The sequence below is a fragment of the Citrobacter sp. 21OH12SH02A-Citro genome, from assembly GCF_027919895.1.
GTDB classification, from domain to species: domain Bacteria; phylum Pseudomonadota; class Gammaproteobacteria; order Enterobacterales; family Enterobacteriaceae; genus Citrobacter; species Citrobacter braakii.
In genome coordinates, this window is the sequence record NZ_CP114801.1 from 2,652,255 (window position 1) to 2,671,120 (window position 18,866).

Annotated in this window: 16 protein-coding genes; 13 read left to right on the plus strand and 3 right to left on the minus strand. The window is 53.9% G+C overall.

The genetic code is table 11. The features are described 5' to 3' along the window. Positions 1-6 precede the first annotated feature (6 nt). Complete coding sequence (locus O6D90_RS12840) at positions 7-897, minus strand: AraC family transcriptional regulator (protein WP_016156354.1); 891 nt, start codon at positions 895-897, stop codon at positions 7-9. Positions 898-1,402: 505 nt separating this feature from the next. Here O6D90_RS12840 and O6D90_RS12845 point away from each other — a divergent pair. The 5 genes from O6D90_RS12845 to fadK all read left to right on the plus strand — a co-directional run bounded on the left by O6D90_RS12845 (position 1,403) and on the right by fadK (position 6,486). After that, positions 1,403-2,167, plus strand: coding sequence for an electron transfer flavoprotein (locus O6D90_RS12845; protein WP_016156353.1), 765 nt, complete (start codon positions 1,403-1,405; stop codon positions 2,165-2,167). A gap of 21 nt (positions 2,168-2,188) precedes the next feature. Further along, positions 2,189-3,124: an electron transfer flavoprotein subunit alpha gene (locus tag O6D90_RS12850; RefSeq protein ID WP_016156352.1), complete on the plus strand. Its 936-nt coding sequence runs from the start codon at positions 2,189-2,191 to the stop codon at positions 3,122-3,124. 53 nt (positions 3,125-3,177) lie between these two features. Then, positions 3,178-4,467, plus strand: coding sequence for an FAD-dependent oxidoreductase (locus O6D90_RS12855; protein WP_016156351.1), 1,290 nt, complete (start codon positions 3,178-3,180; stop codon positions 4,465-4,467). After that, the gene (locus O6D90_RS12860; protein ID WP_016152887.1) at positions 4,464-4,757 is read left to right on the plus strand and encodes a ferredoxin; all 294 of its coding nucleotides are present in this window, start codon (positions 4,464-4,466) and stop codon (positions 4,755-4,757) included. The genes O6D90_RS12855 and O6D90_RS12860 overlap by 4 nt, the downstream gene beginning before the upstream one ends. Before the next feature lie 82 nt (positions 4,758-4,839). Continuing rightward, positions 4,840-6,486 (plus strand): medium-chain fatty-acid--CoA ligase, encoded by a 1,647-nt coding sequence (gene fadK / locus O6D90_RS12865; RefSeq protein ID WP_016156350.1) that lies wholly within the window; start codon positions 4,840-4,842, stop codon positions 6,484-6,486. A 95-nt stretch (positions 6,487-6,581) separates the two neighbouring features. Here fadK and ppsA read toward each other — a convergent pair whose 3' ends face one another. Then, positions 6,582-8,960, minus strand: a complete 2,379-nt coding sequence (gene ppsA / locus O6D90_RS12870; RefSeq protein ID WP_016152885.1) for a phosphoenolpyruvate synthase — start codon at positions 8,958-8,960, stop codon at positions 6,582-6,584. Between the two features lie 328 nt (positions 8,961-9,288). Here ppsA and ppsR point away from each other — a divergent pair, with 328 nt between their 5' ends. The 8 genes from ppsR to O6D90_RS12910 all read left to right on the plus strand — a co-directional run bounded on the left by ppsR (position 9,289) and on the right by O6D90_RS12910 (position 17,372). After that, on the plus strand, positions 9,289-10,122 hold the full coding sequence (gene ppsR, locus O6D90_RS12875; RefSeq protein ID WP_016152884.1) for a posphoenolpyruvate synthetase regulatory kinase/phosphorylase PpsR: 834 nt from the start codon (positions 9,289-9,291) through the stop codon (positions 10,120-10,122). 126 nt (positions 10,123-10,248) lie between these two features. Beyond that, positions 10,249-11,295 (plus strand): 3-deoxy-7-phosphoheptulonate synthase AroH, encoded by a 1,047-nt coding sequence (aroH, locus tag O6D90_RS12880; RefSeq protein ID WP_016152883.1) that lies wholly within the window; start codon positions 10,249-10,251, stop codon positions 11,293-11,295. Between the two features lie 124 nt (positions 11,296-11,419). After that, positions 11,420-11,650: a hemin uptake protein HemP gene (hemP, locus tag O6D90_RS12885; protein ID WP_016156349.1), complete on the plus strand. Its 231-nt coding sequence runs from the start codon at positions 11,420-11,422 to the stop codon at positions 11,648-11,650. A gap of 74 nt (positions 11,651-11,724) precedes the next feature. Then, positions 11,725-13,710, plus strand: a complete 1,986-nt coding sequence (locus O6D90_RS12890; protein WP_016156348.1) for a TonB-dependent hemoglobin/transferrin/lactoferrin family receptor — start codon at positions 11,725-11,727, stop codon at positions 13,708-13,710. 48 nt (positions 13,711-13,758) lie between these two features. After that, positions 13,759-14,790 (plus strand): hematinate-forming heme oxygenase ChuS, encoded by a 1,032-nt coding sequence (chuS, locus tag O6D90_RS12895; RefSeq protein ID WP_016152880.1) that lies wholly within the window; start codon positions 13,759-13,761, stop codon positions 14,788-14,790. Beyond that, positions 14,787-15,608 (plus strand): heme/hemin ABC transporter substrate-binding protein, encoded by an 822-nt coding sequence (locus tag O6D90_RS12900; RefSeq protein ID WP_016156347.1) that lies wholly within the window; start codon positions 14,787-14,789, stop codon positions 15,606-15,608. Before chuS ends, O6D90_RS12900 begins: the two co-directional genes overlap by 4 nt. Next, the gene (locus tag O6D90_RS12905) at positions 15,608-16,600 is read left to right on the plus strand and encodes a FecCD family ABC transporter permease (protein WP_032931204.1); all 993 of its coding nucleotides are present in this window, start codon (positions 15,608-15,610) and stop codon (positions 16,598-16,600) included. Before O6D90_RS12900 ends, O6D90_RS12905 begins: the two co-directional genes overlap by 1 nt. After that, on the plus strand, positions 16,593-17,372 hold the full coding sequence (locus O6D90_RS12910; RefSeq protein WP_016156345.1) for a heme ABC transporter ATP-binding protein: 780 nt from the start codon (positions 16,593-16,595) through the stop codon (positions 17,370-17,372). The genes O6D90_RS12905 and O6D90_RS12910 overlap by 8 nt, the downstream gene beginning before the upstream one ends. Here O6D90_RS12910 and selO read toward each other — a convergent pair. Continuing rightward, positions 17,369-18,811: a protein adenylyltransferase SelO gene (gene selO, locus O6D90_RS12915; RefSeq protein ID WP_271143107.1), complete on the minus strand. Its 1,443-nt coding sequence runs from the start codon at positions 18,809-18,811 to the stop codon at positions 17,369-17,371. The two genes, O6D90_RS12910 and selO, sit on opposite strands and share 4 nt — an antisense overlap. Between the last annotated feature and the right edge of the window lie 55 nt (positions 18,812-18,866).

Sequence of the window (18,866 nt, forward strand, 5' to 3'; positions counted from 1 at the left end):
GGATAATCAGACCTCTGGGATCAAGCATTCCTGCTCAACCAGATTATTTTTAAACTGCTTGCGATAATCACTGGGGGTACAACCCACATGCCGCTGAAAGAGTTTGGCAAAGTGATCGACATTTTCATACCCTACCCGCCAGGAGATTTCCGCTAACGAAGCTTCCGTATTCGTCAGGGCAAATTTCGCCTCGGTCATTCGTCGCTGAATCACATAATTGATCGGCGAAATTCGATACTCCTTAGTAAATTCATGGCAGATATAACTCACGCTGGCCCGGAATTTTTTGGATAACTGATCGAGAGTAATTTTTTCGCGGAAGTTATTATTTAAATAAACCAGCACATCTTTAATTAAGACATCTTTTTTAATATAACCTTGCTCAGAACGATAGGCATTTTTAAAGTTTTCGTAAAATAAAACGGTTAGAGCATAAGCAAAAGCGTCGTAGGCTGAAGATGTCAGGTTATTTTTGCTCTGGGGGAGCATAACCCCCAACTCATTAAAGATACTCTTAATAACCTCCTTCCCCTGAGTAACGCTAATCACCGGACACGAGTGCATCTGCAATAGCTGATTATCCTGCCAGCCGTTGAAACGAAAACCGTAGAGCGCGCAGGTGTAAGTCGTTGCAGGCGCGCTACTATCCGAAGCAACCGCATGGAGTCGCCCTTGCTCTATCACCACGATATCCCCGGCATGCGCGACATACAGCGACGAATCGATAATTAATCTTGCGACCCCTTTTTTGACATAAATAAGCTCTGTTTCATTATCGTGAACGTGATGACCCGACTCCCAGTTAGGGTCATCACTGATGACGAATCGCGAGAATCTCGGGGTTTTCCCCTGTTCAAAAAGGGTCTCCACGGCATTATCAAAGCAGCGTTGATACATGACAACCTCCACCTAAAGGCAGCAATTTTGGGATTATTAATATCAGAAAATAAAAATGATAATGACGTTATACAACGTTATTCCTTCCCGGCGAAACAAAATTATTTGCCCCGTCTGCAAGATGACACCTTTTGCTTTGGTACATTGCTGCCATTGATTATTTGCGTTTTATAATAATCAAAAAGAATAAATGTTATTAAGTCTGCATTAATAATTTACATATAAGAAACAAATTCAGCGCAGAGGCGATTAAAAACATGACGCATTTCGCAATTATTTTCACTGTCTTTGTGTTCCCGTTTTTTCCTCTGGTACGCACCGTCTGATTATTGCTGATAAACCAGGCATTCCCGGGACGTTTTTTTTGCAAGATTGTTGGCAATGAAAACAGATTTCCCCGTCGAAAACAGCCCTCCCTCTGTCGCACACTATTTTCAGTCAATTTTCCCTACTGTCGATAATGACGCACCACGTCATCATCCACACGAGAATCACTGGAGATGCCATGAAAATAATAACCTGCTTTAAGTTGGTGCCTGAAGAACAGGACATTGTTGTTACCCCACAGCGCTCGCTTAACTTTGACCGGGCCGATGCCAAAATCAGCCAGTTTGACTTAAATGCGATAGAGGCCGCAGCGCAGCTTAGCGCGGAGGGTGATGAAATCATCGCCTTAACGGTGGGCGGGTCGCTACTACAAAACTCCAAAGTGCGTAAAGACGTGCTGTCCCGCGGGCCGGACAGTTTGTATATGGTGCAGGATGCACAACTGGAGCATTCATTACCCCGGGATACCGCTCAGGCGCTGGCCTGTGCGGCCAACAATATGGATTTCGACCTGATGCTGTTCGGTGAAGGATCGGGGGATATCTACGCGCAGCAGGTCGGCTTACTGGTTGGCGAACTATTACAGCTCCCGGTGATTAATGCCGTCAGCAGCATCCAACGTAACGGCGATCGCCTTGTGGTTGAGCGCACACTTGAAGATGAAGTCGAAGTAATTGATCTGCCGCTCCCCGCCGTACTGTGCGTGACGTCGGATATCAACACACCGCGTATTCCCTCGATGAAGGCGATTCTGGGCGCGGGTAAAAAACCGGTCACCCCGTGGCAAGCCAGCGATATTGGTTGGATACCTGCTTCACCGTTAGCGGAGCTGGTGAGTCTTACCGTGCCGCCGCAAACCGAACGTCAGCACATCATTCTGGAAAATGACTCAGCAGAAGCCATTGCCGAACTGGCTGAACACCTGAAAAAAGCCCTGAACTAAGCCCAACGGAGAGAAATCATCATGAGTAAATTAGCCAACGTCTGGGTGTTCAGCGATAACGTAGAACGCTATGCAGAATTAATGGCCGGCGCTCGCCTGTGGGGTGAGCAGGTACACCTTATCGTACAAGGCAGCGACCAGGCCAATCAGTTGCAAGCCCTGGGCGCCGATAAGATAGTCGTGCTCGACGCAACCTCCGGTTTACAGCGTGTTGAAAATTACGCTGAGACCATCGCCGCCCTGATGCAGGAACACGCCGGGCTGCTGCTGATGTCCGCGACTAAACGAGCCAAATCCCTTGGCGCACGCTTAAGCATTCAGCTCAACGCAGCGATGGTGAACGACGCCACATCGGTAACGCTGGATGCAGGCATTTTGTTCGCCGAACACCGGATGTATGGTGGTCTGGCATTTGGCAAAGAAAAAATCAAAAGTACGCTGGCGATTATCACGCTTGCCCCAGGCCAGCTTGAACCGGTCGCGGAAAACGCCTTGCACAACTGCCCGGTTGTCTCAGCAACGTACATCGCGCCGTACCATGAAGTGATGTGCCTGGAGCGTCGCGCCAAATCCGTGAGCAGTGTGGATCTCAGCAAAGCTAAGCGCGTGGTGGGTGTGGGTCGCGGTCTGGTGGCGCAAAACGATCTGGAAATGGTGCGCCAACTGGCATCGGTGCTGGGTGCTGAAGTGGGTTGTTCACGACCGATTGCCGAAGGCGAAAACTGGATGGAACGCGAACGCTACATTGGCGTTTCTGGCGTGTTATTGAAATCAGACCTGTATCTCACGCTGGGCATCTCAGGACAAATTCAGCATATGGTCGGCGGTAACGGCGCGAAAGTCATTGTCGCCATCAACAAAGATAAAAAAGCCCCTATTTTCAATTACGCCGATTACGGTCTGGTGGGCGACATCTACAAAGTGGTTCCGGCCCTTATCGACCATCTCAGCCGCTAATCCCGTTAACGCACATCTCCCGCTGCCCTCGCGGCGGGAAAGGAGCATAAAGCATGTCAGATGAAAAATTTGATGCCATTGTGGTCGGTGCTGGTGTAGCGGGTACAATGACAGGTTACGTTATGGCCCGGGCCGGACTGGACGTACTGGTCATTGAGCGCGGCAACAGTGCGGGCAGTAAAAATATGACCGGCGGGAGACTCTACGCGCATAGCCTTGAGCGCATCATGCCCGGATTCGCGCAGGAAGCGCCTCTCGAACGTAAAGTCACCCGCGAAAAAATCTCCTTCCTGACCGAAGAGAGCGCCGTTACCCTCGACTTCCATCGTGAAAAAGACAACGCGCCAGCGCAGGACTCTTATACCGTTTTGCGCAACCGGCTTGACCCATGGCTAATGGAAAAAGCGGAACAGGCTGGCGTGCAGTTCATCCCCGGCGTGCGCGTCGACGCGCTAATTCGCGAAGGCAATAAGGTCACCGGTGTGCAAGCCGGGGACGATATCCTTGAAGCCAATATTGTCATCCTTGCCGATGGCGTTAATTCTATGCTGGGACGGTCGCTGGGGATGGTTCCCCCCTCTTCTGCACAGCACTATGCCGTTGGCGTAAAAGAGCTGATCGGCTTACCGTCAGCGGTGATTGCGGATCGGTTCAATTTGTCAGGCAACGAAGGTGCAGCCTGGCTGTTCGCAGGCTCACCGTCTGATGGACTGATGGGAGGCGGATTTCTGTATACCAACCAGGATTCCATCTCTCTGGGCCTGGTGTGTGGTCTGGGGGATATTGCCCATGCCACGAAAAGCATTCCGCAAATGCTGGAGGACTTTAAGCGACACCCGACTATTCGTCCGCTGATTGCCGGCGGTGAACTGCTGGAGTATTCCGCACATATGGTACCGGAAGGCGGTCTGGCAATGGTTCCGAAACTGGTTGATGACGGGGTAATGATCGTCGGCGATGCCGCTGGTTTCTGTCTGAATCTGGGTTATACCGTGCGCGGCATGGATTTGGCGATAGCTTCCGCAGAAGCCGCCGCCCAAACAGCCATTGCAGCAAAAGAGCGCCAGGATTACTCGGCCAGTAGCCTGATGGATTACAAACGCGCCCTCGAACAGGGCTGTGTGATGCGTGATTTGCAGCATTTTCGCAAGATCCCGGCGCTGATGGAAAACCCGCGCCTGTTCACCCAGTATCCCCGCATGGTGGCCGATATCATGAACGATATGTTTACCGTCGACGGAAGCCCAAATCAGCCCGTTCGCAAGATGATCATGTCCCATGCCAGGCAAATTGGGCTGATGAACTTACTGAAAGACGGCATCAAGGGGGCCACCGCACTATGAATCAGGACACTAACGTTAACGTCGACGTCAAACTGGGCGTCAATAAATTTAATGTTGATGAAGGCCACCCACATATCATTCTGGCTGAACATCCCGACCTTAATGAATTTCGCAAGTTGCTGAAAGCCTGCCCCGCCGGACTGTATAAACAGGATGAGAGTGGAAATATTCATTTTGATTCCGCAGGCTGCCTGGAGTGCGGCACCTGCCGGGTGCTGTGCGGTGACACGATCCTCACACAATGGGAATACCCGCTCGGAACATTTGGCGTTGATTTCCGCTACGGCTAATGGATTTTGCATGTTGTACGCCGGATTGGCCGCGCCGGCCATCCGGTCAGATGTATGCCGAAATAATCCTGGGAATAACTTCATGAGTATCACACTTACGTTTAACGCCGAACGTCGCCAGGCCTGGCGACAACTGGGTTTATGGGGAGATGCTTCGCTTGGCGATTACTGGCACCAAACCGCCAGAGCCATGCCGGATAAAATCGCCGTGGTTGATAATCATGGCGCTTCATATACCTACGCTGCACTCGACGATGCTGCCAGCAGTCTGGCAACCTGGTTTGTAGCCTGCGGGATCCAACCCGGCGATCGCATTGCCTTTCAGTTGCCTGGCTGGTGCGAGTTCACCATTATCTACCTGGCCTGCCTGAAAACCGGGGCCGTTTCCGTACCACTGCTGCCTGCCTGGCGCGAAGCGGAACTGGTGTGGGTACTGAACAAATGCAAAGCGAAGATTTTTTTCGCACCGACGTTGTTTAAACAGACCCGACCGGTCGATCTGATCCTCCCCTTGCAAAACCAGTTGCCGCATCTGCAACAGATTGTCGCCGTAGATAAACTGGCACCGGCCACCGCCTCGCGGGCGTTCAGCCAACTGCTTCAGGCTCCGCCATTAACCCAGGTTATTAACGTTCACGCCGATGAACTGGCTGCCGTGCTGTTTACCTCCGGGACAGAGGGAATGCCGAAAGGCGTAATGTTAACCCACAACAATATCCTTGCCAGCGAACGCGCCTACTGTGCCCGACTCAATCTCACCTGGCAGGATGTGTTTTTGATGCCCGCCCCACTGGGACACGCTACCGGTTTTTTGCATGGCGTTACCGCGCCGTTTTTAATCGGCGCACGCAGCGTATTGTTGGATATATTCACCCCAAGCGCCTGTCTTGAACTGCTCGAGCAACAACGCTGTACCTGCGTGCTCGGTGCAACCCCCTTCGTCTACGACATGTTGTGTAGCCTGGAAAAACGGCCCTGTGATCTCACATCACTACGTTTTTTCTTATGCGGTGGCACCACTATTCCGCAAAAGATTGCCCGTGACTGCCAACAGCGCGGCATTAAATTGTTAAGCATCTATGGTTCGACGGAGAGCTCGCCGCATGCGCTGGTCAATCTCGACGATTCACTTTCACGCATGATGAACACCGATGGATATGCCGCCGCAGGCGTTGAAATTAAAGTCGTCGATGAAGAGCGCAATACGTTGCCTGCAGGGATCGAAGGTGAAGAGGCCTCGCGTGGTCCCAATGTTTTTATGGGCTACCTCGATGAGCCTGAACTAACCGCCCGCGCGCTGGATAAAGATGGCTGGTATTACAGTGGCGACTTATGCCGCATGGACGAAGCGGGATACATCAAAATTACCGGGCGTAAAAAAGATATTATTGTGCGCGGTGGGGAAAACATCAGCAGCCGCGAAGTGGAGGATATTTTATTGCAGCATCCGCGCATTCATGATGCCTGCGTTGTCGCGATGCCAGACGATCGGTTAGGTGAACGGTCGTGCGCTTATGTGGTGCTGAAACCGCCGCATCATTCGCTGTCGCTGGAATCAGTGGTGGCCTTTTTTAGCCGCAAACGGGTGGCAAAGTATAAATATCCGGAACACATCGTCATTGTCGAAACGTTACCGCGCACGGCGTCAGGCAAGGTACAAAAATACCAGCTGCGTCAGGATATCATTCAGCGTTTAAGCGTGGAGAGTGTGGAAAGCGTTGAAGGGTAAAATACCGGATGGCGATGCTAACACCTCTAATCCGGCCTACGTTGCATACTAACCGTAGGCCGGGTAAGGCATTTACGCCACCATCCGGCATGATGTTACTTCTTCAGTTCAGCCAGGCTCAGCCAGGTCTGCACGACGGTGTCCGGGTTCAGCGACAGACTGTCGATCCCCTCTTCCATCAGCCAGGCGGCGAAGTCTTCGTGATCGGATGGACCCTGACCGCAAATACCCACGTATTTGCCCTGTTTCTTGGCTGCACGAATCGCCATCGACAGCAGCGCTTTCACCGCGTCGTTACGCTCATCAAACAGTTCAGAAACCACACCAGAGTCACGGTCCAGTCCCAACGCCAGCTGCGTCATGTCGTTTGAACCGATGGAGAAGCCGTCAAAGTACTCAAGGAACTGCTCGGCCAGCAAGGCGTTGGATGGGATCTCGCACATCATGATGATCTTCAGTCCGTTCTCACCGCGTTTCAGCCCCTGACGCGCCAGCTCTTCCACTACCGCTTTCGCCTGGGCAACGGTACGTACAAACGGTACCATCACTTCTACGTTAGTCAGGCCCATATCGTTACGGACACGTTTCACTGCGTCACATTCCAGCGCGAAACAGTCGCGGAAGCTATCAGCAATGTAACGGCCCGCCCCGCGGAAGCCCAGCATCGGGTTCTCTTCATGCGGCTCATAACGCTCACCGCCGACGAGGTTGGCATATTCGTTGGACTTAAAGTCTGACATACGCACGATAACGCGTTTTGGATAGAACGCCGCACCCAGCGTGGCGATCCCTTCCGTCAGACGACCAACGTAGAATTCACGCGGGGAATCAAAACCTTTCATCATGCCGCGGATTTCGTTTTGCAGCTCAGGCGTCTGGTCATCGAACTCCAGCAACGCACGCGGGTGTACGCCAATCATGCGGTTGATGATAAATTCCAGACGCGCCAGGCCGACACCTTCGTTTGGCAGACAGGCGAAGTCGAAAGCCCGGTCCGGGTTACCCACGTTCATCATCACCTTCAACGGCAGATCCGGCATGGTCTCCACGCTGGAACTCTTCACGCTGAAGTCGAGCATCTCAGCATAAACATAACCGGTATCACCCTCGGCGCAGGAGACTGTGACTTTCTCACCGTCCTTCATACGCTCGGTGGCATCACCACAGCCAACAACGGCCGGGATCCCCAGTTCACGGGCAATGATCGCCGCATGGCAGGTACGACCGCCACGGTTGGTGACAATCGCCGCCGCTTTCTTCATGATCGGTTCCCAGTCCGGGTCGGTCATGTCGGTAACCAGGACGTCGCCAGGTTCGATACGGTTCATTTCGCTGATGTCCTGAATGACTTTGACCGGACCCGCGCCAATGCGGTGACCGATAGCACGACCTTCAGCAATAATTTTACCCTGAGCATGCAGCGTATAACGCTCCATCACCTGGCCGCGCGAGCGCACAGTTTCCGGACGCGCCTGCACAATGAACAGTTTGCCGGTATGACCGTCTTTCGCCCATTCGATGTCCATCGGACGACCGTAGTGCTTCTCGATCTGTACCGCCTGCTTCGCCAGCTCCTGCACTTCTGCGTTGGTCAGGGAGAAAATGTCGCGCTGCTCCTGCGGTACATCTTCAATCGTCACCTGCTTGCCGTGTTCCTGGGTTGGCGCGTAGACCATGCGGATTTTTTTCGAACCCATTGTGCGACGGACGATCGCCGGACGGTTTGCCGCCAGAGTCGGTTTGTGCACGTAGAATTCATCCGGGTTAACGGCACCCTGCACGACCATCTCGCCCAGGCCCCATGCGGAAGTGATGAACACCACCTGATCGAAACCGGATTCGGTATCGATGGAGAACATTACGCCGGAAGACGCGAGGTCTGAGCGCACCATCCGCTGAACGCCAGCAGAGAGCGCCACGCCACGATGGTCATAACCCTGGTGAACGCGATAAGAGATTGCACGGTCGTTAAACAGCGAGGCAAAGACGTGTTTGATAGCAACCAGTACGGCATCAAATCCCTGGACGTTGAGGAAGGTTTCCTGCTGACCGGCAAATGACGCATCTGGCATATCTTCTGCGGTGGCGGAAGAGCGCACGGCAAAAGAGGCATGGGCATCGTCTGCTGACAGCTGCGCGTAGGCATCGCGGACGGCATTTTCCAGCTCCGGCTGGAAAGGAGTGTCGATAATCCACTGGCGGATCTGTGCGCCGGCTTTCGCAAGCTCGGTGACATCGTCAATATCCGTTTTATCCAGCAGCTCATAAATGCGCTGGTTTACACCGCTCTGGTCCAGAAACTGGTTAAACGCATCGGCGGTCGTTGCAAAACCATTCGGTACGGAAACACCCATACCGGAAAGGTTAGTAATCATTTCACCCAGGGAGGCATTTTTGCCCCCAACTCTGTCTACATCATTCATGCCGAGTTGGTTATACCAAAGCACCAGCGGTGACGAGCCATTGTTGGACATCGAACAATCCTTATATATGAACGAGGTTAGGAAACTCAATTTTGCGTAATTATCTTTGCATATTTACTTCAGCGAAAAAAACGGTGAATCGTTCAAGCAACTTTATTTTTTATTTTTTCAGATTGTTTCCGCATTTGCGCAAACCCGCGAGCCACAGGGGATCACCACAAAAACTACCGGTATAAACATTTGTTCCGAAAAATGAAATGTACTTTTCAGTAAATATAAAAATACCGTTTCATTTTACAAAATAGATGCAGCAATATTCGCTTCTGGCGAATTTTAATTTATGCTTTCAGAGAATTATGTCAGCCCCAGGATGAGCAAAATGGATAATGCTGTTGATCGTCACGTATTTTATATTTCTGATGGTACGGCCATCACCGCCGAGGTATTGGGCCACGCGGTAATGTCGCAATTTCCGGTTACGATCAGCAGCATTACGCTGCCGTTTGTGGAAAATGAGAGTCGTGCGCGAGCGGTTAAAGACCAGATTGACGCGATCTATCAACAAACTGGCGTGCGCCCTTTGGTGTTTTACTCTATCGTTTTGCCGGAAATTCGCTCGATCATTTTGCAAAGCGAAGGATTTTGTCAGGATATCGTGCAGGCGTTGGTTGCCCCACTGCAGCAAGAGATGAAGCTCGATCCTACGCCGATCGCCCATCGTACCCACGGCCTGAACCCCGGCAACCTTAACAAGTACGACGCGCGCATTGCCGCCATTGATTATACCCTCGCCCATGACGACGGCATTTCGTTGCGCAACCTCGATCAGGCGCAGGTGATCCTGCTTGGCGTTTCCCGTTGCGGTAAAACCCCGACCAGTTTGTATCTGGCCATGCAGTTTGGCATTCGCGCGGCCAACTACCCCTTTATTGCCGATGATATGGATAATCTGGTGCTGCCAGCGTCCCTGAAGCCGTTACAGCATAAATTGTTCGGCCTGACCATTGACCCTGAGCGCCTGGCGGCCATCCGCGAAGAGCGCCGGGAAAACAGCCGTTACGCCTCGATGCGCCAGTGCCGGATGGAGGTTGCTGAGGTGGAAGCGCTATACCGGAAAAACCAGATCCCATGGCTGAACAGTACCAATTATTCGGTAGAAGAGATTGCTACCAAGATCCTCGACATCATGGGGCTGAATCGCCGCATGTACTAGAATGCTAGTGCATTGGTTCGATTTTTTGTTATTATGCTCGCCACCAGGCAGGATGAGTATGATATTGTGATATACATCACTTCCCGGTAGTCCTGCCGTTGAAGCAACAAATTTCTGAGACAAGTAATGAACAGAACCGATGAACTCCGTACTGCGCGTATTGACAACCTGGTCACTCCAGCAGAGCTTGCGCAACGGCATCCTGTTTCGTCCTCCGTCGCCCGTCATGTTACGGACTCCCGACGCCGGATAGAAAAAATATTAAATGGTGAAGACGCTCGTTTACTGGTGATCGTAGGTCCCTGCTCGATTCACGATCTTGATGCCGCCATGGAATACGCGACGCGTTTACAGGCGCTGCGCGAAAAACATCAGGCGCGTCTGGAAATCGTGATGCGCACTTATTTTGAAAAACCGCGCACCGTAGTGGGCTGGAAAGGCTTAATTTCCGACCCGGATTTAAACGGCAGCTACCGCGTGAACCACGGCATTGAACTGGCGCGTAAACTGCTGTTGCAGGTCAATGAACTGGGCGTACCCACGGCAACAGAATTCCTCGACATGGTGACCGGTCAGTTTATTGCCGATTTAATCAGTTGGGGAGCCATTGGCGCACGCACCACCGAAAGCCAGATCCACCGTGAAATGGCCTCTGCGCTTTCCTGCCCGGTCGGCTTTAAAAACGGTACGGATGGCAATACGCGTATTGCCGTCGATGCGATTCGCGCCTCCCGTGCCAGCCATATGTTCCTCTCTCCGGATAAAACCGGCCAGATGACCATTTATCAGACCAGCGGTAATCCTTACGGGCATATCATCATGCGCGGCGGTAAAAAGCCGAATTATTATGCTGAAGATATTGCCGCCGCCTGCGATACCCTGCACGAATTTTCCCTGCCTGAACATCTGGTGGTCGATTTTAGCCATGGCAATTGCCAGAAGCAGCATCGTCGTCAGTTGGACGTTTGTGATGATGTGTGCCAGCAAATTCGCAATGGTTCGACGGCGATTGCCGGGATTATGGCGGAGAGTTTCCTGCGTGAAGGTACGCAAAAAATCGTTAGCGGCCAGCCGCTGGTTTACGGCCAGTCCATTACCGACCCGTGCCTGAACTGGGAAGATACTGAACTGCTGGTTGAAAAACTCGCCTCTGCGGTTGATAGCCGTTTTTAATGCTGTTCGCCGGGTAACATCACGTTGCCCGGTGCTAATCCTTTGTTTTCCCCCTCCTTATTGTACAAAATCTATTCTCGTCACAATTATTTCACAAAAAGGCTTGCCGCAATTTTGCAGTTTGATGATAATGATTATCATTGTTAAATTGATTGTTATTTTTAAAAACTATTCACGTATGGATAACACAACAACGCCCGCAAAAGAAAAAACACCGCCTGCCGTCGCGCCAAACGAGCGCCGAATTGACAGTAAAAGTCTGCTGGGCAAAGAGGGGCGCGTGATCATAGAACACGATGGTCAGCTCTATTTGCTGCGCCAGACACAAGCCGGAAAACTCATTCTGACCAAATAAACACCACTTTTCGCCAGCCACCCAGGTAATACCCAGGCAGCCAGCGCTTTTCGATTTCCTAATGGAGAGTTGCTATGCCACACCTGCACACTGCATCCTTGCGCCCTTCGCTCTTGGCGCTGGCGATTATCAGTAACCTGCCCACCGTCGCGTATGCGGCGGTAGAAGATATGACCGTCACCGCTACCGGCAATGCCCGTAGTGCTTTTGAAGCGCCGATGATGGTCAGCGTGATTGATGCCACCGCGCCGGAAAACCAGACCGCCAGCTCAGCAGCCGACCTGTTGCGTACGGTTCCGGGCCTGACCCTTGACGGCACCGGTCGCACTAACGGCCAGGACGTGAATCTGCGCGGCTACGATCGACGTGGCGTTCTGGTGCTGGTTGATGGCGTTCGTCAGGGAACCGACACCGGACACCTGAACAGTACCTTCCTCGATCCGGCGCTGATCAAACGCATCGAGGTCGTCCGTGGCCCTTCTGCACTGCTGTACGGTAGCGGCGCGTTAGGTGGAGTGATCGCCTATGACACTGCGGATGCCAAAGATCTGCTGGAAGCCGGACAAAACAGCGGTTATCGCGTGTTCGGTACCGCGGCAACCGGCGATCACAGCCTCGGTATGGGCGCCAGCGCGTTTGGTCGCACCGATACGCTGGACGGACTGCTTGCCTGGTCCAGTCGCGATCGCGGTGATTTGCGCCAGAGCGACGGTACTACGGCACCAAACGACGAAGCGATTAACAATATGCTGGCGAAAGGCAGCTGGAAAATTGACAGCGCCCAGACGCTGGCCGGCTCGCTGCGTTACTACAACAATGACGCCCGTGAACCTAAAAACCCGCAAACCAGCGCAGCGGATGCCACCAGCAACCCGATGACCGATCGCTCAACCATCCAGCGCGACGCGCAACTGACCTACTCGATTGCTCCAGCAGACAATGACTGGTTGAACGCGGATGCCCGCATCTACTGGTCCGAAGCACGCATTAATGCGCAAAACACGGATAACACCGGCGAGTTTCGCAAACAAACCACCAAAGGCGGCACAATCGACAACCGCAGCCGCCTGTTTACCGACTCTTTAGCATCTCATTTGCTGACCTACGGCGGGGAATACTATCGTCAGGAACAACAGCCAGGCGGCGCAACCACCGGTTTCCCGGAGGCAAAAATCGATTTCAGCTCCGGTTGGCTACAAGATGAAATCACCCTGCGCGACCTGCCGGTTACGCTGCTGGGCGGTACCCGTTATGACTCTTATCGTGGCAGCAGCGACGGCTATGAAGATGTCGATGCCGATAAATGGTCGTCCCGCGCCGGGCTCACCGTTGCGCCAACCGACTGGCTGATGCTGTTCGGATCATACGCTCAGGCCTTCCGTGCGCCGACCATGGGCGAGATGTATAACGATGCGAAACACTTCTCGATTGGCCGTTTTTACACCAACTACTGGGTGCCGAACCCTAACCTACGCCCGGAAACCAACGAAACCCAGGAATACGGATTTGGCCTGCGCTTTGACGATCTGTTGATGGCGAGCGATGCGCTCGAATTTAAAGCCAGCTATTTCGACACCAAAGCGAAAGATTACATCTCTACCAGCGTCGACTTCGCCGCCGCGACAACCATGTCCTATAACGTACCCAACGCCAAAATCTGGGGCTGGGACGTGATGGCGAAATATTCCGCCGATCTGTTCAGCCTCGACATGGCCTATAACCGTACGCGCGGCAAAGATACAGACACCGGCGAATACATTTCCAGCATTAACCCGGATACCGTCACCAGCAAACTGAACGTACCGGTTGCGCACAGCGGTTTCTCCGTTGGCTGGATAGGTACATTTGCTGACCGTTCAACGCATATCAGCAGCAGCTACACGAAACAGCCCGGTTATGCGGTAAACGATTTCTACGTGAGTTATCAGGGCCAACAAGCGCTGAAAGGCATGACCACCACGCTGGTACTGGGCAACGCCTTCGACAAAGAGTACTGGTCGCCGCAGGGCATTCCGCAGGATGGTCGTAATGGCAAAATTTTCGTGAGTTATCAGTGGTAATCACTTTTCCCCGGTTCGCCGGGGGCAGCAATCTGGAAGGAAGAGACAATGAATCATTACACACGCTGGCTGGAACTGAAGAAAGAAAATCCTGGCAAATACGCACGTGATATTGCGGGATTGATGAATATTAGCGAAGCCGAACTGACCTTCGCGCGCGTCGGTCATGACGCCTGGCGCTTACGTGGCGAAGTGCGTGAAATCCTCGGCGCACTGGAAGCCGTCGGCGAAACCAAATGTATATGCCGCAACGAATATGCGGTGCATGAGCAGGTTGGTGCGTTTACCAATCAGCACCTGAACGGTCATGCCGGACTGGTACTCAATCCGCGCGCCCTCGACCTGCGCCTGTTCCTCAATCAGTGGGCAAGCGTGTTCCATATCAGCGAAACAACCGCCCACGGCGAGCGTCAGAGCATTCAGTTCTTTGACCATCAGGGGGATGCGCTGCTCAAGGTCTATGCCACACAGAATACCCTCATTGAGGAATGGGCTGCGTTGCTGACCCGTTTCATCTTCGCTGAAAACCCGCCTCTGGCGCTGCAACCCGCCCCCCCTTCTGCTCCAGCCACCGTCACGGTCGATGCGCAGACCGTTGATCAAGAGTGGCGAGCCATGACCGATGTACACCAGTTCTTCGGTCTGCTGAAACGCCACGACCTCACCCGCCAACAGGCGTTTAACCTGGTGGGCGACGATCTGGCCTGTAAAGTCGCAAATAGCGCATTGGCGCAGTTACTCGACACCGCGCGCCAGGATGGCAATGAAATTATGGTCTTTGTGGGTAATCGTGGCTGCGTACAGATTTTTACCGGTGTGATAGAAAAACTGGTGCCGATGAAAGGCTGGCTGAATATATTCAACCCGACATTTACCTTACATCTGCTGGAAGAGAGCGTGGCAGAAACATGGGTAACGCGCAAACCGACCGCCGATGGCCACGTCACCAGCCTGGAACTGTTTGCTGCCGACGGCACGCAAATCGCCCAGTTATATGGTCAACGAACGGAAGGCGAACCAGAGCAGACGCAATGGCGCGCGCAAATTGACGCACTGACGCCGAAGGGGCTGGCCGCATGAAAAAACTGCTGGTCCTGATTGCGCTACTGCCCATCGTAGCGCTGGCTGCGTCCAGGGAACGGGTTGTTGCTCTCGGTGGCGATGTCACCGAGATTGTATACGCACTGGGAGCACAGTCTTCCCTTGTGGCGCGAGACAGCACCAGCCAGTGGCCTGAAGCAGCAAACGCCCTACCTGATGTCGGTTATTTGCGCCAACTCAACGCCGAAGGGATCCTTGCCACCCGTCCTACGCTGGTCCTTGCCAGCGCGCAGGCGCAGCCCTCTCTGGCGCTAAAACAGCTCGAACAGAGCAACGTCAGGGTTGTGACGATCCCGGCAAGCAACGCGCTTAATGTGATTGATGAAAAAATTCGCGTCATCGCCGAAGCCACCCATAGGGAGGCCGATGGCGAAACGCTGCGCACCCGCTTACGTCAGGAACTGGCGGCGTTGCCGTCATCTGAACTTAACAAACGAGTGTTGTTTATTCTCAATCATGGCGGGATGACCGCGATGGCAGCGGGCCAGCAAACCGCAGCCGATGCGGCTATTCGTGCCGCCGGTTTGCGCAACGCAATGCAGGGTGTTAACCGCTATCAGCCGCTGTCGCAGGAAGGTGTCATTGCCAGCCAACCCGATCTGGTGGTGATTTCACAGGACGGCGTTAAGGCGATGGGTGGCGAAGATAACCTGTGGGCGCTGCCGGGCCTGGCGCAGACGCCTGCCGGACGGAATAAACAGGTATTGCAGGTTGACGATATGGCGCTGCTCGGCTTTAGCGTACGCACCCCGCAGGCCATTTTGCAGCTTCGCGCTAAAGCAGAGCAATTGCCCTGATGTCGCGACGTATCCGTTGTTCTTTATGGACACTCGCACTCATGTTGGTCGTGATGACAATCATGGCTACCGGTTTTGGCGCGTTGCGCCTGCCGGTAAGTTTGCTGTGGCGTGATGGTGATGAGGCACTGCGTCAAATCTGGCTCACCATTCGCCTGCCCCGCGTCCTGCTGGCGCTGGTGATTGGCGGTTCTCTGGCGCTCGCGGGCTGCGTGATGCAGGGCCTGTTTCGCAACCCGCTTGCCGATCCGGGATTACTGGGGATAAGCAGCGGAGCCGCCTGCGCCGTCGCCCTGTGGGTAGTGCTGCCGGTCTCTTTGCCTGCGCTGTTGATGCTGTACGCCCCCATGCTGGCCGCTTTTCTCGGTGCGCTGACGGCAACGGTGGTTATTTTTATCCTTAGCCAACAACGCGACGCTTCACTCTCACGTCTGCTGTTGGTCGGTATTGCCATCAACGCGCTGTGCGGGGCGGCAGTTGGCGTTCTGTCGTGGGTCAGTAATGACGCGCAACTGCGCCAGCTGTCGCTATGGGGGATGGGCAGTCTGGGGGCCGCGCAATGGTCCACGCTGCTGGCTGTCACTTCATTGACTGTCCCGACGGTGCTGATCATTTGGCGTCTGGCACCGGCGCTGAACCTGCTGCAGTTAGGTGAGGAAGAGGCGCATTACCTCGGCGTAGATGTGCGTACCGTTCAGCGTGTTTTGCTATTTTGTAGCGCATTGCTGGTTGCCGCAGCCGTGGCGGTAAGCGGCGTAATTGGCTTTATCGGGCTGGTTATCCCGCATCTGATGCGCATGTGGCTCGGCTCAGACCATCGGGCCGTTATTCCAGGTTCCGTGCTGGCGGGCGCATTTTTATTGCTGATAGCCGACACGCTGGCCCGTACGGCGGTTGCACCTGCGGAAATGCCGGTCGGTTTGCTAACCAGTCTTCTTGGCGCACCGTGGTTTTTATGGCTTATTTTTCGTCAGCGAGGACCGCATGGCTGAACATTTCATCGCTGAAGGGCTTCACTATCGCGTCGCGGGCAGAGCGGTGATTGACGACGTCTCTCTTGCTCTCGAAAAAGGTGAACTGGTGGCGCTCATCGGCCCAAACGGTGCGGGGAAATCCACTCTGCTGCGCCTGCTGACCGGTTTTCTGAAACCGGCTACAGGGCGTTGCGTGCTGGCGGGTAAACCGCTGGATGAATGGCATACCCAGACACTGTCGCGGCATCGGGCGGTGATGCGCCAGCAAACACAACTGGGATTTGACTGGCCGGTAGAGGCCGTCATCGCGATGGGGCGTGCGCCCTGGACCTCGCGGTCGGAACCTCGACTTATCGCTCAGGTGATGGAAATGACCGGATGTACACCGCTGGCGGGCCGGCAATACGCCGGGCTTTCCGGCGGCGAACAACAGCGAGTACAGTTAGCCCGTGCACTGGCGCAACTTTGGTGCGACGGCGCGCCTCGCGGCTGGTTATTCCTTGATGAACCGACCTCTGCGCTGGATCTTTACCACCAGCAGCATCTGTTGCGCTTGCTGAAGACGCTTACCGCTTCACAAGAGCTGCATGTGTGCATTGTGCTTCACGATCTGAATCTCGCCGCACTGTGGGCAGACAGAATAGTGTTGCTGCACAACGGCAGGCTGGTGTCGCAGGGAACGCCTGAGGCCGTGTTACAGGCCGATGACCTGAAACGCTGGTATGGCGCGCAGGTACACGTTGGCCAGCATCCGGCCAACGGATCCCCACAGGTGTTTCTGGCCCCTTAGCTTGAACAGCTCACTTCCAGCCGTTTGCCCCAGTCAGGTGGACGGCTGACATAGTCATCATCACGATCGACAAATGGGGTACGCAACGCCTCGTGTAACCGATGCAGCTCGGCGTAATCCCCCTGCTCTGCCTGATTAATCGCCCGTTGCGCCAACCAGTTACGCAATACCATCGCCGGATTAGCCGCCTTCATCTGCGTTTGTCTGTCTGCGTCGGCAATGTTGTCTTGCTGCAGGCGTGAGCGATACCGCGTGAACCAATCGTCAAACGCTGCGCGATCGATAAACTCATCGCGCAGCGGGGATTGCGCGCTGTGTTGTTCCGTCTGACTGAGCATGCGAAACGTTCGCGTATAGTCGCTTCTTTCCCGCGCCATCAGGTTAAACAGTTCACTAAGCAGTTCGTTATCGTTTTTTTGCTCGCTAAAGAAGCCAAGCTTTTGTCGCATCCGCTGACCGTAGCGTGTTAACAGCGCCAGTTGATAACTGTCCAGCGCATCATTAAGCGCCTCGACCGGGATAAATGGCGACAGAGTTTGCGCCAGACGTTGCAGGTTCCAAAGCGCCGCGGCCGGTTGATTATCGAAACTGTATCGACCCTGGTTGTCTGAGTGGTTGCAGATAAAATCGGGCACGTAGTCATCAAGGAAACCGAATGGACCGTAATCCATCGTCAGTCCCAGAATCGACATGTTGTCGGTGTTCATGACACCATGCGCAAATCCTACCGCCTGCCAGTCCGCGATTAACGTCGCAGTCCGCGTGACAACATCGTTAAACCACAGCTGATACTTATCGGCTTCTTCCTGCCATTGCGGCCAATAATAGCGAATCGCAAAGTCAGCCAACTGGCGCACTTTTTCCGGCTCGCGGCGATAGTAAAAATGCTCAAAATGGCCAAAGCGCATATGGCTTTGCGCCACGCGCATGAGCATCGCCCCTGATTCTACCGTTTCGCGATACACCGGCGTGTCGCTGGTAACAATCGACAATGCCCGCGTGGTCGGTATTCCCAGGTAATGCATCGCTTCACTGGCCAGGCTTTCGCGAATTGTCGAGCGCAATACGGCGCGACCATCCCCCATACGGGAATAAGGCGTAAGTCCGGCGCCTTTCAGGTGCCAGTCACACGTTGAGCCGTCAGCGAGCTGTTGTTCGCCCAACAGGATCCCGCGTCCATCGCCAAGCTGGCCCGCCCAGACGCTAAACTGATGTCCGCTATAAACTTGCGCTAATGGCGACATCCCGGGAAGCAACGATTCACCGCCCCAAACACCGGCTCCGGTTGGAATATCAAATAGTGTCTCTGGAATAGCTAATTGCTCCGCCAGCGCATCGTTATGCCAGATCAGGCGCGCGTTTTTCAGGGGAGTGGGTGAAAGTGCTGTATAGGTTGCTGGTAATTCATCACGCCAGCGGGTGGTAAAAGACAGGGTCATAGGGCCTCCTGTCTCTAGTGTAGACGGTTAAAAGCCTGTTAAACACCAGCAAATA

Bases quoted from the DNA above. Each gene is read 5' to 3' on its own strand.
- O6D90_RS12840 (WP_016156354.1), bottom strand. From the start codon at position 897: ATGTATCAACGCTGCTTTGATAATGCCGTGGAGACCCTTTTTGAACAG.
- O6D90_RS12860 (WP_016152887.1), top strand. From the start codon at position 4,464: ATGAATCAGGACACTAACGTTAACGTCGACGTCAAACTGGGCGTCAAT.
- ppsA (WP_016152885.1), bottom strand. From the start codon at position 8,960: ATGTCCAACAATGGCTCGTCACCGCTGGTGCTTTGGTATAACCAACTC.
- O6D90_RS12905 (WP_032931204.1), top strand. From the start codon at position 15,608: ATGTCGCGACGTATCCGTTGTTCTTTATGGACACTCGCACTCATGTTG.
- chuS (WP_016152880.1), top strand. From the start codon at position 13,759: ATGAATCATTACACACGCTGGCTGGAACTGAAGAAAGAAAATCCTGGC.
- aroH (WP_016152883.1), top strand. From the start codon at position 10,249: ATGAACAGAACCGATGAACTCCGTACTGCGCGTATTGACAACCTGGTC.
- O6D90_RS12855 (WP_016156351.1), top strand. From the start codon at position 3,178: ATGTCAGATGAAAAATTTGATGCCATTGTGGTCGGTGCTGGTGTAGCG.
- O6D90_RS12900 (WP_016156347.1), top strand. From the start codon at position 14,787: ATGAAAAAACTGCTGGTCCTGATTGCGCTACTGCCCATCGTAGCGCTG.
- ppsR (WP_016152884.1), top strand. From the start codon at position 9,289: ATGGATAATGCTGTTGATCGTCACGTATTTTATATTTCTGATGGTACG.
- selO (WP_271143107.1), bottom strand. From the start codon at position 18,811: ATGACCCTGTCTTTTACCACCCGCTGGCGTGATGAATTACCAGCAACC.
- O6D90_RS12890 (WP_016156348.1), top strand. From the start codon at position 11,725: ATGCCACACCTGCACACTGCATCCTTGCGCCCTTCGCTCTTGGCGCTG.
- O6D90_RS12850 (WP_016156352.1), top strand. From the start codon at position 2,189: ATGAGTAAATTAGCCAACGTCTGGGTGTTCAGCGATAACGTAGAACGC.
- O6D90_RS12845 (WP_016156353.1), top strand. From the start codon at position 1,403: ATGAAAATAATAACCTGCTTTAAGTTGGTGCCTGAAGAACAGGACATT.
- hemP (WP_016156349.1), top strand. From the start codon at position 11,420: ATGATAATGATTATCATTGTTAAATTGATTGTTATTTTTAAAAACTAT.
- O6D90_RS12910 (WP_016156345.1), top strand. From the start codon at position 16,593: ATGGCTGAACATTTCATCGCTGAAGGGCTTCACTATCGCGTCGCGGGC.
- fadK (WP_016156350.1), top strand. From the start codon at position 4,840: ATGAGTATCACACTTACGTTTAACGCCGAACGTCGCCAGGCCTGGCGA.